The following is a 13,538-nucleotide window of genomic DNA, read 5'->3' as shown; positions in this document are numbered from 1 at the left end:
CCTCTCTTAAGTCTCTTCAGCACTAAGCATTTGAAAACCGGGCAATAGCACTGCCTTTGCTGACGTGCAGGCTTCTCGCGATCGGGTATTTAGCTCGTTATTTAGCAGTGACGCAAGAGATGCTCGATCGTTCCCCCCAAGCTGATAGCTTCCGTCGAGTATGAGCTTTTACCACTGATATGCATAAATATCAAGTGGTTGCAATATTTATACATATCAAGTTACATTTAATTACGAGCTATTCATAAAGCCTAAGCTTGCGGTAAACTGATGCGGTTTGTCGCTTTGATTCCACTCTCTTTGCAACTTAATAAGGTAGAAGTCTATGCCATTTACCATTGACTCAGCTCGGGGTATTTTCCCCGGCACTCTCTCTGCTGATGTTGTGCCCGCCACGATCGCCAGATTCAACCAGCTTAGCGCTGAAGACCAACTGGCATGGATTTGGTTTGCCTATCTCGAAATGGGTACAACTATCACAGTTGCGGCTCCTGGTGCAGCAAGTATGCAGTTTGCCGAAGGCACCATGAACCAAATCAAGCAAATGAGCTTTGCTGAACAAACGCAAGTTATGTGCGACCTGGCAAACCATGCAGACACCCCTATTTGTCGTACCTATGGTACTTGGAGCGCAAACATTAAGCTGGGTTTTTGGTATCAGTTGGGTCAATGGATGGAAGATGGCACCGTTGCGCCCATTCCACCAGGTTACCAGCTCTCTGCCAATGCCGCAGCCGTGCTGCAAGTGATTCGGGAACTGGATCAGGGGCAACAGATTACAGTGTTACGCAACACCGTTTTAGATATGGGGTTTGACCCGCAGAAAATGGGCAGTTACACCCCAGTTGCCGAGCCTGTGGTAGCTCCTAGAGAAATGGCAGAGCGGACTAAAGTAACCATTGAAGGCATTGATAATCCCACGATTCTCAGCTACATGAACAACATGAATGCCAATGATTTTGATGAACTCATCAAATTGTTTGCTCCCGACGGTGCGCTACAACCCCCCTTCAAAAGACCCATTGTAGGCAGCGATGCTGTTTTGAGGTTTTTTAGAGAAGAATGCCAGAACCTCAAGCTTCTACCTGAGCGTGGTGTGATTGAGCCTGCTGAGGATGGGTACACTCAAATTAAAGTAACAGGCAAGGTGCAAACTGCTTGGTTTGGTGCAGGGGTAGGTATGAACATGGCATGGCGTTTCTTGCTTAGCCCAGATAACAAAATCTATTTTGTTGCCATTGACTTGTTAGCTTCACCCAAAGAACTTCTCAATTTAGCTCGCTAAATATTAGCTCATGTAATAGATAGGAACGTTCTCGTATAGAGGGCGTTCTTTTGTTTTTTAACCTGTCAGGAAATTTTTATATTTAGGTTTGAAACCCATTAAAAAATTCGTTACAATACTATAACATTCATAGATTTAACTTTAACAATGCCAGCACTTAATACCGATTGGACTGATGTAGAAAAGAACGTTGCTCAAACAGCCTTTAATAAAGCCTATGAACGAGAACTTACGGGTTTAATGCAAGCAGTTCGAGAAAGCTCGAACCAAATTGAGAAGCCTGATGATCTGTGGCGTTTACATGATTTGTTAAGTGCTAAGAGACACGAGATTGATGGAAAGTATGACTACCGCTATCCAGCACTCATGTTTGTTTTTGCAGGTTTAGTCAAGGAAGGCTGGCTTAGTATCGACGAATTGGACGGTCTGCAAGGCAATAAGGTTGCTAAGATTTTGGCTCTCTCTCGAATGTAATTTTAAGGCATAATTTTAAGGCAATAGAAGCTTAGTTACTCTGATACTATCAGTTCATTTTCTCTATTGCCTAGCCTGTTCTCTTGCCCAAACTCGTACTGCCTTTCGTATTGTTCGTCGTCCTTCTGCGCGGTGGCGTTCAATAATTTGGGGCAGTTCTTTTATGGGCAGTTGTGGTAAAGCTAAGCTGGTTTCAGCTTCAACATATGTGGTATCTCGCAGATGGTAAATTTTTAGTTCGCCGTTGTCATAACACCACAGTTCGGGCACTTCTAATCGAGCATAAATTGGAAAGCGATCGAGAGATTTGTGAGTAATGTCAATTTCTAATGCCAGGTCAGGAGGAGGATCGCCCTTGCTCAGGTCAAGGTCTAGCCGACCCCGCACGATCGCTTCATTTTGAAAATAAAAGCAGTTATCTGGCTCTAACCCTGCCATCTTGATCTGCTTTCGCCAGGTAGTTGAACCGTAGCTTTCATAATCAATTTCTAATTCTTCGGCAATGTCCTGCACGCCAGTACCAATAACTTCTTTGAAGTACTCATGTTCTGGTAAGGGTGTCATAATTTCTAATGTTCCATTGTCGTAAGCAATCCGAGCCGCTCGATGATTTCCCAGGTTTTCTAAGATGTTCTCAAACTGTTCCCAACTTACGCTATACAACATGACTCGGTCTGCCCGATTAACTGTAGCCACCATCGATCGCCCTCCGCCATTTGTAGAAGATTGCTATTAGTGTAGCTTTAGGACTCTTGAAGTGCTCTGCCCTACATTTAACTCGAAGCACTGGTATAAAACCGAAGCGCAAATCGCCAAAACACATTAGAAAAAATCAACAGCGCGATCGCCAATCCTCCTGCGCCGACAATCCAACCGATCGCCACTCGACCCAACAAGGCTTCAGCCGGAACCGTTGTCAGAAAAGCCACAGGCACTACAAACGTAAAGAAAAATCTGAACCCTACCGGGTAAGCCGCCATCGGAAATCGTCCCGCTTCTAGCAAGCCGCGCAGTACTTCAGTAACATTATAGATTTTGACAAACCAAATGCTGGTTGCTCCTAACATGAACCACAGGCTGTAAAGGCTTAGAAATCCAAATATCAATGGAATCAAAGCGAAAAGATAGGCGATCGGAGCTACACCCAAGCGACTGCCTGCATAACCAATCATGCCAAATCCAAAGAGCAAGTCGGGCACGCCCCAGGGCGAAACCGTGCGGGCAGAAAGCCAAAACTGGGAGCTAATGGGCTTGAGTAAGACAAAATCTAAGGTGCCCTCCTGAACTTGTTTGACAATTTGGTTGAGATTGGGGGCTAGAAAAGTGGCTGAAAAGCCTTGGAGCGTGGTGAATACGCCCAGCACAATCAGTGCCTCTTCCCAACTCCAGCCTTGGAACGTGTAGCCTGTTTGGTAGAAGAGAAATAAGCCAAATATGCTGCCGATGAGACTGCCTAAACTGGTGAGACTGGCGAGAACAAAGTTAACGCGGTATTCTAATTCGGCGGCGATCGCCGTTGACCAAAATCTCTTTAAAACAATCCAGTAGCGTTGCATCACCCTAGCTCTCCTCCGTTCTTTGAACGGGTGACGGCGGAACGACTAAAACCTTATCGACTCGGTTCCCATCCATGTCCATCACCTCTAGCCGAAAACCATCCCATACAAAGTGATTAGACGACTTAGGAATGTGTCCTAACTGCGTGATTACAAAGCCTCCTAATGTCTGGTAATTGTCCCGTTCTTCGCCGGGAAGTTCTTCAATATTTAGAAGTTCCTTAAATTCGTTAATTGAGAGCCGACCATCCATCAGCCAAGAGCCATCTTCTCTCTGAATCGCTTCTTTCTCTTGCTCTTCGTCTTCAAATGGAATATCTCCAATAATGACCTCTACAACATCATTCAGGGTCACTAACCCCTGAGTTACTCCGTACTCATTGACGACTAATGCTAGTTGGTTCCCTGTTTTCTTCAGGAGTTCTAGCACCTTGAGCGCATGGGTACTTTCGGCAAGGAAAAGCGGTTGATGTAACACAGAAGCTAGATCAATGGCTTGATTATTTTGTGCTAGTAGATCTTTAACATGAATAATGCCCAGCACATCGTCTAACGATTCTTGGCAAACAGGATAGCGACTGTGACGGCTTTCGGTCATTTTTTGACGGTTCACCTCTAGAGAATCATTAAGGTCAAGCCAGACAATATCTAACCGGGGTGTAATTAGGGCACTCACGGGTTCATCACCCAGGCTAAAGACACGCTCAATCATATCTTGTTCGGCAGCGTCGAATGTTCCCTCTGCCGTGCCTTGACGCATGAGGACTTTGATTTCTTCTTCAGTGATTTGCGGTTCGTCCGAGGTAATATTGCTACCCATTAACTTCAACAACAAGTCGGTTGACAGACCCAGCAAATGAACGATCGGAGCGGTGAGGCGTTCCATCAGCCGCATAGGAATGGCGATCGTCAGAGCAATTTTTTCAGGGTTGTTGAGGGCTAAGCGCTTGGGGACAAGTTCTCCAACAATTAAAGATAAATAGGTGATTGCAATAACAACAAGTGTTGAAGCGATCGCCCCACTAGAAGGCGCTAACTGAGGAATTTGAGCGATCGCCTTTGCTAGGGGTTCATCCAGCGTTGCGCCGCCCAAGACCCCAGTCAAAATCGTAATTAGCGTAATACCAATTTGCACGGTCGAAAGGAAACGATTAGGCGAATTAGCTAAGGCTAGGGCAGCTTTCGCCTTAGCATCTCCTCTCTCAGCCATTTCCTGAAGGCGTACTTTTCGAGCCGAAACAACTGCCATCTCAGACATTGAGAATATGCCGTTAGCAATAGTCAGAAGCAGCACAACGATAATATCGAAAATCATGGGAGAACAGGATTGGGGTGCACTATTAGAGAATAGTAGTCGTTAAAGGGTGAAGGGTGAAGAGTCTGCCCTGACTTTCCTCTTGCCTTCTAGAATAGTAAACATTAAGACTCCTCCTTCGACTCTGGTGCGTACAGACTATGGCTTTTTCTTCGATTACCCGTGCCCTTGGGCGATCGCCCCTGACCACCGAACTGCTGTCTAAGCTCAATGAGCAGCGATCGCTCAGTCTCAACGGGGTTTCTCGCATTCCTAAAGGGCTGGTTGCTTCGACTCTGGCCCAGGCACAACAGCGGAGCCTACTGGTCGTTACTGCCACCTTAGAAGAAGGCGGACGTTGGGCAGCACAGCTTGAGGCAATGGGGTGGGCAACCGTTCATTTTTATCCCACGTCAGAGTCTTCGCCCTACGAGCCGTTTGACTCAGAGGCAGAAATGACCTGGGGGCAACTCCAGGTTTTAGCAGATTTGCTAGGGATTAAGGGCACGGGCGATAAGGCTTTGGCGATCGTGGCAACTGAGCGAGCGTTGCAGCCCCATTTACCTCCTGTGGAGGCGTTTCATCCTTATTGCCTGACGCTAGATAAAGGCATGGAGTTGAGCCTGGAAGATTTGGGGCAAAAGCTGGCAACCTTAGGATATGAGCGGGTCGCTTTGGTGGAAACCGAGGGGCAGTGGAGTCGGCGAGGAGACATTGTGGATGTGTTCCCGGTAGCGGCGGAACTGCCTGTACGATTGGAATTATTTGGAGATGAACTCGATCAGATTCGAGAGTTTGATCCCTCAACACAGCGATCGCTCGACAGCATCACTCGTCTGGTTTTGACCACCACCACCTTCAGTCCTATTATTGCCTCACAGATGCAATCTCAGTTGCCTCAAGCTGCCGAGCATCTGACTCCTGAAGAATTGGAGCAGCTTGAAGCCGGAACCCTGGAAGGAATGCGCCGATTCCTGGGACTTGCCTTCGATCGCCCTGCTTCCCTGCTCGACTATCTCACCGAAAATACTCTAATTGCCATCGACGAACCCGACCAATGTCAAGCCCATGGCGATCGCTGGTTTGAAAACGCCGAGGAGCAGTGGCAAGAAGTGGCTCGGCTGCCCAAAATTCATCGCTCCTTTGCTGATTCCTTGACAGCCATTCAACACGAACGCCTCAATCTCACCGAACTTGCTGAAGAAGGCAACGGCTTAAACCTTTCTAGTCGCACTGTCCCTGCCGTTCCTCACCAATTTGCTCGGCTGGCTGAAACCCTGCGACAAGAGCGCGATCGCCATTTTTCTATTTGGCTAGTCTCGGCACAGCCCTCCCGCTCCGTCTCGCTGCTGCAAGAACACGACTGTCCCGCCCAATTTGTCCCCAATCCACGCGACTATTTGGCGATCGATAAACTGCAAGCGCAACGCACTCCTGTCGCGGTTAAATATTCTGGTTTAGCCGAGCTAGAAGGGTTTGTTCTGCCTACCTTCCGGCTCGTAGTGGTGACCGATCGAGAATTCTTTGGACAACACTCTTTAGCGACACCCAACTACGTTCGCAAACGTCGCCAAGCGGCATCTAAACAAGTTGATCCAAACAAGTTGCAGGTGGGTGATTTTGTGGCGCATCGCAACCATGGGGTCGGAAAATTTCTCAAGCTAGAAAGCCTAACCATTAATCATGAAACCCGTGAATATTTGGTGCTGCAATATGCCGATGGTTTGCTGCGAGTTGCCGCCGATCAAGTCGGTTCATTATCGCGTTTTCGAGGCGGCGGCGATCGCCCTCCTGAATTAAATAGAATGTCGAGCAAAGCCTGGGAAAAGACTAAGAGTAAAGTTCGTAAAGCCATTAAAAAAGTGGCGGTTGATCTGCTCCAACTCTACGCCCAACGGACGCAACAGCAGGGCTTTTCTTATCCCCTGGATATGCCCTGGCAAGAAGAATTAGAAGACTCGTTTCCCTACCAGCCTACGCCCGATCAATTGAAGGCAGTGCAAGATGTTAAACGAGATATGGAAAGCGATCGCCCCATGGATCGCCTCGTGTGCGGTGATGTCGGCTTTGGTAAAACCGAAGTAGCCCTGCGCGCTATCTTCAAAGCAGTCACCGCAGGCAAGCAAGTAGCGCTACTTGCCCCTACCACTATTCTGACTCAGCAACATTACCACACGCTCAAAGATCGATTCTCGCCCTATCCTATTCAAGTCGGCTTATTGAATCGATTTCGCAGCCCCGAAGAACGTCGCAACATTCAGCAGCGTTTAACGACAGGAGAATTAGATGTGGTTGTCGGTACTCATCAACTCTTGGGCAAGGGCGTTGCGTTCAAAGACTTGGGGCTGTTGGTCGTGGACGAAGAACAGCGCTTTGGCGTGAATCAAAAGGAGAAAATCAAAGCTCTCAAAACCCATGTTGATGTGCTAACCCTGAGCGCCACGCCAATTCCTCGGACGCTCTATATGTCGTTGTCAGGAGTCCGGGAAATGAGTCTGATTACCACGCCACCACCGTCCCGCCGCGCCATTAAAACTCATTTGTCGCCCTACAATGCAGAGGTGGTTCGATCGGCAATTCGGCAGGAACTCGATCGCGGTGGGCAAATCTTCTATGTGGTGCCGCGTGTGGAAGGCATTGAGGAAATTTCGACGCAGATTCGAGAGATGATACCGGGAATTAGGATGGCGATCGCCCATGGACAAATGCAGGAAAACGAACTGGAATCTACCATGCTCACCTTTAGCAACGGCGACGCAGATGTTTTAGTGTGTACCACCATCATTGAATCAGGATTAGATATTCCGCGTGTTAATACCATCTTGATCGAAGATGCGCAGAAGTTTGGATTATCGCAACTTTACCAGCTACGAGGACGAGTTGGACGCGCTGGCATTCAAGCCCACGCCTGGCTGTTTTACCCTAAACAAAGTCAGCTTACGGATGTGGCACGCCAGCGGCTACGAGCAATTCAAGAATTCGCCCAACTGGGTTCTGGCTACCAGCTTGCTGTTCGAGATATGGAGATTCGGGGCGTTGGTAATTTGCTGGGTGCAGAACAGTCGGGACAGATGGATGCGATCGGGTTTGACTTGTATATGGAAATGCTAGAAGAGGCAATTAAGGAAATCCGAGGACAAGAAATTCCGCAGGTCGATGACACACAAATTGATCTAAGTTTGACCGCGTTTATTCCAGCAGATTATATTCCTGATTTAGACCAAAAGATGAGTGCTTACCGCGCAGTTGCAACGGTACAGTCGAAGCGAGAACTAACGCAAATTGCCGCAGATTGGAGCGATCGCTATGGCGCTATTCCGGTTGCCGCCACTCAACTTTTGCGCGTTATGGAGCTTAAGCAAGTTGCTAAATCCTTGGGCTTCAGCCGCATTAAACCTGACGGCAAACAGCATGTAGTGCTAGAAACGCCTATGGAGGAACCCGCGTGGAACCTGCTGAAGGAAAATTTGCCTCAACATCTTAAACCACGTTTTGTTTATACGCCTGGAAAGGTTACAGTCCGTGGGTTAGGCATGGTAAAAGCTAGCCAGCAAATGGAGAACTTGATTGATTATTTGGGCAAAATGCAAGGAGGATTACCAGAAGCTGCGCTCATTCATTCCTCTAATTGATTACTTCAAAGAAACTGCGAGACGTTTATTAAAATCATCGAAAAACGGACGATTTTCCAGTTATGACGATTAAGTCCTTGCATTAGGACGCTATAATGCCCTAGATATTCATAACAGACAATTTGGATATCTTATGTAGAGGAGTCTACGGTGCTTTTGTGGGAACACTCGAAAACGTTCGCCCCCAATTTTACCAGTGATGCGAGGATGATTTCAGCGAGTCTCAAAAAGCTAGTTTTCAAAAAAGAGCTATCCCTCATTAAAGAGATTGTGAATGCTGTCGATTCCCAAATCACCATTCAAGATTCTGATGGTCAATTCCTCCTAGGAAAACCGATCGCCAGTTACTCCCATCAATTCCCAATTCAATTAGCAGGACAGCTTCTAGGCTGGGTAAATGGTGATGAAAGAGCCGCTGCGATCGCGAGTCTCCTGGAAAATCTAGCTCATCGAGAGATAGAGAAACGAACACTCGCCCAAGAGCTTCTCAGCAAATACAAAGAAATCTCTCTGCTGTTCAACATTTCCGAAAAAATTATTGATAGTTTAGATGTCCAAGAAATTGCTTCGCTTGTCCTAGATGAAGCGAAAGGATTGCTTAAATCAGAAAGCGGAGTGCTGTTATTAATCGGGGAGGGTACATGCCGTTTAGATGGCATTGCCTCATTTGGCGAAGATTTGTGCTTCAAAGAAAATATTGCACTCGGTGAAGGGCTTTTAGGACACATTATTCAGACGGGCAGGGGAGAAATTATTAATGATATTTCTTCAGATCCTAGACATCTAGGTGGGCAAGAAGACATGACTACTTTAATTTGTGTGCCTTTGAAGAACAAGGAGAAGGTGTTGGGAGCGATCGTCTTGAGTCGTCCTAAAAGTTTGCCCTACAGTGCTGAAGATCTAAAGCTGCTGACGACGCTGGTTTGCCAAGCCGCAGGTATTATTAGTGCCTTGCAGCACGAACGCAAGCTTAAAGAGAGTCGCCAAAATGATCTGATTTTTCGTCTCTCTGCACAAATTCGCGACTCGTTGGAATTAGGAATTATTTTAGAAACTGCCGTAAGCGAAATTTACACGGTATTGCATCTCGATCGCTGTCTTTTTTTGTGGTATCAAACCGAATCAAGACACCAAAAGATTGCTTGCTCCCATCCCCATTTAGTGCAGCCCGTCGGAGGACTAGAAATTGTTACCGAAATCAATAATCCTAACCTCTCTACGCTTAAAGGCTACTACCTGCCGCAAGGGGTCGGCAATTTGGCTGACCAATTTCAGCGCCACGAAACCGTGCAGATTAATCAGGTCGAAACTTTAGACGATGCGGTTACTCGCGAGTTCTTATTGTCTAAAAATTTTTTATCGCTGTTGGCAATTCCAATTCAAACACTGTCGGGTCAGGTGGGTGTTATTTGTTGTGGCACCAGTAAAGAGTCGCGCATCTGGAATGAAACTGAGGTCGAACTGTTGCGGGCAGTTACCAATCAATTGGCGATCGCTCTTGATCAAGCTGAACTGTACGAGAAAAGCCGTATGGCTGCACAAAGCGCCCAAGAAAAAGCGCACCAGCTAGAACTGACCTTGCAAGAACTTCAGCACGCCCAATTAAGACTGATTCAAAGCGAAAAAATGTCGGGTATTGGTCAAATGGTTGCGGGTATAGCGCACGAAATTAACAACCCCGTTAGCTTCATTCATAGCAACGTTAACTATATTAACCAGTACAGCCAAGAGTTACTGAAGCTGATCAAACTTTATCAGCAGGAATACCCTCACCCTACGCCTGCCATTCAATTAGAACAGGAGACGATCGACCTGGATTTTTTGTCAGAAGACCTGCCCAAACTGCTCAAAAGTATGAACATGGGTACCGGACGCATTCGAGATATTGTCCTATCTTTACGAAACTTCTCGCGACTCGATCAAGCTGAAGTTAAGCCCGTTGACATTCACGAAGGCATCGACAGCACCTTGTTGATTTTAGGACATCGCCTCAAAGCCCAGTTTCAATTTACAGGCGTTGAAGTTATTAAAAATTACGGTACTTTGCCTTTAGTAAAATGCTACCCGAGTCAACTCAATCAAGTCTTTATGAATCTGCTCGCGAACGCGATCGATGCCCTTGAGGAAAGGAAAAAACCATCAAATTGGATTCGCATTTCCACAGAGTGCACCGATGCCGAAACCGTGGTTATTCGGATTGCTGACAACGCTTTAGGAATTCCTGAACATGTCATTGAAAAACTTTTTGATCCCTTTTTTACCACTAAACCTGTAGGCAAAGGAACTGGATTAGGGCTATCAATTAGCTCTCAGATTATTACAGAACGTCATGGTGGCAAGCTACGCTGCGAATCAACTCTTAATCAAGGAACAGAATTTATCATTGAAATCCCGATTCAACCCTCTCTTGAAGAGACTCCGTAATCTACAGTAAAAATGTCAGCAAGATCAGACAATTGGGTGGGAATGCTAAGGAGGCTCCTTGCCGAATTCTTATAATCTCTATGAGTTGTCCTCCTATTCTCAACCCTCAACCCTTTTTATCTATAAATCATTGGTTTAATCATTTGAAGGTTGCTCAAAAAATTGCTTTTGGGTATGCCGTAGTGGTAGGAGTGGCGATCGCTGGAACAACCTTAGGTATTATCCTCAGCAATAACCGAGCAAACCAAGCGGAAAGCCTTAGAAAACATGCGCAGTACGAAGTTGCTTTAGAAAGTCGTTTGCAAACGAGCATTTTACAGGTTCGTACCCATCAGCAACAGCTTATTCCCCTTCTACAATACCCAGAGGATTTCCGGACAGAATATGCCCATATTCGACATCACACCCTTGGAATCGAAAAATCGTGGGCAGATCTTGAAGAAGTTGCCGCTGATTTTGTAGAAGAATCCCATCTCAGCCAAAGCGATACTGCGCTCATCAAATTTCTGAAAACTTACGATGGCATACCAGATGCGTATCTTCAGACTGTTGATGGTTTGGCAACAGAAATTGATTTCAATCAACTTAAAGACCCGGGTCAACTTCAGGTGGCTCAAGCTCGGTTGCTCGAATTTACCAATAGTGATCTGGCTATCAAGTTTGACGCGATTTCAGACGACCTCGTCGGGCAAATTGAAGCGTCCCGAGAAGAGAGTGTGGAGGCAGACGCAGAGTCACTTCGAGCCAATACCCTACGGAACTGGGCTGTAGCATTGAGTATTATTGCTTCTGGCGCGATCGCTACCTTACTTGCTACAGCCATTAGCCGCTCTATTACTCGCCCTTTGACAGAACTAGAACAGATGGCACAACAGGTCATTAATGCACAAGACTTTAGCCTTCGCTCAGACATCTTCAGCCAAGATGAGGTAGGCACCTTAGCAACTGCGCTAAACCAACTGATTGAATGGGTAGAAATAAGGACTTGGGCACTCGAAAAGTCTCGCGATGGACTAGAGAAAACGGTCAAAGAACGGACTCAAGAGTTAAACGTCATTATTGACAGCTTAGGAGACGGCTTGTTGGTCACGAATGCTACAGGGAAAATCATTCGGTTTAACCCAGTGTTGTTAACAATGGTTGGATTAACGCATGAACACCTTGAAGGAAAGACCTGTCTTGAAGTCTTTAAAGAAGATGTCACAGGTTTAGTCACACAAAACTACATTAGCCCCGCTGCATCTTTAACTTCAGAGGTCACGTTAACCCATGAACGGATTGGACAAGCCCGCGTAACGGCGATCGCCGAGCAAGGTGCTACTAATCAAACCTATCTGGGTTCGGTTGTGCTAATTCGAGATATCACCGTAGAGAAAGAAATCGATCAGATGAAGACCGACTTTATCTCGACAGTTTCCCATGAGCTACGCACTCCTCTGACCTCAGTCCTAGGTTTTGCTAAACTCATCCAGAAAAAGCTAGAAGATGTCGTGCTGCCTGCTGTCACCACAGATAGCCCCAAAATTCAACGAACTGTTAAACAAGTCCGTGAAAACCTTCACATTATTATTACTGAGGGCGATCGCCTGACTTCACTCATTAACGATGTGTTAGACATTGCCAAAATTGAGGCAGGCAAAGTGGAATGGGATATGCAGCCTTTGCCCATCTCCGAAATTCTTGACCGGGCGATCGCGGCTACCGCTGTTTTAGCACAAGCTGCTAAACTCCAGATCATTCGCCAAATCGAACCTGACTTACCCGAAGTCGTAGGCGATCGCGATCGGCTCATTCAAGTCCTTATTAATCTGCTCTCCAATGCTATAAAATTTACCCCCGTAGGAACGATCACTTGTCGGGCGCATAATCATCAGGGCAATATCATTGTCAGCGTCATAGACCAGGGTATTGGCATTGCCCTGGAAGATCAGCCTAAAGTTTTTGAGAAGTTCAAACAAGTCGGTGAAGTGATGACCGACAAGCCCAAGGGCACTGGCTTAGGACTCCCCATTTGCAAACAAATTATTGAACATCACAACGGACGGATTTGGGTAGAAAGCCAGCTAGGTCAAGGCAGTAGTTTTACTTTTAGTCTTCCTACTACCGTCTCTACTCAAGCCATCTCAATACACCTGGATTCTTTGGTGCAACAACTTAAAGAAAACGTAGATCGAGCGGTTTCTTCAAACGGTAGTCAAAAGAACTTGCTTGTGGTGGATGATGAACCCCATATTCGAGAATTGCTTCGCCAAGAATTGGAAGCCGAAGGCTATTTAATTAGAACTGCTCAAGATGGCATTGAAGCCCTGCGCTTAGTTGAAGAACTTCCCCCCGATCTCATTATTTTAGATGTGATGATGCCCAATATTAGCGGGTTTGATTTGGCGGCAGTTTTGAAAAACAATCCAGCGACGATGAACATTCCGACTATCATTCTTTCCATTATTCAAGACAAAGAACGAGGCTATCGCTTAGGGGTCGATCGCTATCTCAGTAAACCCATCAATACAGAGTTGCTTTTGAGTGATATCAAAATGCTCTTAACGCAAGAGATTTCTCATAAAAAAGTGCTGGTGGTAGATGCCGATCTTTCTACCGCAAAAATCTTGAGCGATGTTTTAGTCTCTAAAGGCTACACCGTCACAGAAGCAACGACAGGCTCTGAAGGGATTGAAAAAGCTCTCTCAATTAAACCCGATATGATCATCATCAATGCCGAAGCCTCGGAACAGCACAATATTGTCCAAACCCTACGATTTGACAACGGTTTGAAGAACGTCGTTTTCGTTGTTGTGCAACAAGACTGCACTGCACCCAAACTAGCTCAACGGGTAGGATAACGAATCATAGCCTTGGATTGAGAGAAATTGGAT

Annotated in this window: 8 protein-coding genes; 5 read left to right on the top strand and 3 right to left on the bottom strand. The window is 46.4% G+C overall.

Translation table 11 applies throughout. The features are described 5' to 3' along the window. Positions 1 to 325: 325 nt before the first annotated feature. Both KME11_07520 and KME11_07515 read left to right on the top strand, forming a co-directional pair. A complete protein-coding gene (locus KME11_07520; protein ID MBW4515057.1) occupies positions 326 to 1,285 on the top strand; it encodes an orange carotenoid-binding protein in 960 nt (319 codons plus the stop codon). A 147-nt stretch (positions 1,286 to 1,432) separates the two neighbouring features. After that, the gene (locus tag KME11_07515) at positions 1,433 to 1,759 is read left to right on the top strand and encodes a hypothetical protein (GenBank protein ID MBW4515056.1); all 327 of its coding nucleotides are present in this window, start codon (positions 1,433 to 1,435) and stop codon (positions 1,757 to 1,759) included. A gap of 63 nt (positions 1,760 to 1,822) precedes the next feature. Here the strand turns inward: KME11_07515 and KME11_07510 are convergent, their stop codons facing one another. From KME11_07510 to KME11_07500, 3 genes are all read right to left on the bottom strand, one after another. Continuing rightward, on the bottom strand, positions 1,823 to 2,458 hold the full coding sequence (locus KME11_07510) for a Uma2 family endonuclease (protein MBW4515055.1): 636 nt from the start codon (positions 2,456 to 2,458) through the stop codon (positions 1,823 to 1,825). 74 nt (positions 2,459 to 2,532) lie between these two features. After that, positions 2,533 to 3,315 (bottom strand): ABC transporter permease, encoded by a 783-nt coding sequence (locus tag KME11_07505; protein MBW4515054.1) that lies wholly within the window; start codon positions 3,313 to 3,315, stop codon positions 2,533 to 2,535. Positions 3,316 to 3,319: 4 nt separating this feature from the next. After that, positions 3,320 to 4,630 (bottom strand): hemolysin family protein, encoded by a 1,311-nt coding sequence (locus KME11_07500; protein ID MBW4515053.1) that lies wholly within the window; start codon positions 4,628 to 4,630, stop codon positions 3,320 to 3,322. 140 nt (positions 4,631 to 4,770) lie between these two features. Between KME11_07500 and mfd the strand changes: the two genes are divergently transcribed. From mfd to KME11_07485, 3 genes are all read left to right on the top strand, one after another. After that, positions 4,771 to 8,241: a transcription-repair coupling factor gene (gene mfd / locus KME11_07495; GenBank protein ID MBW4515052.1), complete on the top strand. Its 3,471-nt coding sequence runs from the start codon at positions 4,771 to 4,773 to the stop codon at positions 8,239 to 8,241. Positions 8,242 to 8,448: 207 nt separating this feature from the next. After that, positions 8,449 to 10,665, top strand: coding sequence for a GAF domain-containing protein (locus tag KME11_07490; GenBank protein ID MBW4515051.1), 2,217 nt, complete (start codon positions 8,449 to 8,451; stop codon positions 10,663 to 10,665). A gap of 80 nt (positions 10,666 to 10,745) precedes the next feature. Next, complete coding sequence (locus tag KME11_07485; GenBank protein ID MBW4515050.1) at positions 10,746 to 13,505, top strand: response regulator; 2,760 nt, start codon at positions 10,746 to 10,748, stop codon at positions 13,503 to 13,505. Positions 13,506 to 13,538 lie beyond the last annotated feature (33 nt).

It is taken from the genome of Timaviella obliquedivisa GSE-PSE-MK23-08B, assembly GCA_019358855.1.
Lineage (GTDB): Bacteria > Cyanobacteriota > Cyanobacteriia > Elainellales > Elainellaceae > Timaviella > Timaviella obliquedivisa.
Note: the sequence above shows the minus strand (reverse complement) of the source record. Positions and strands in the feature narration are given on the sequence as shown.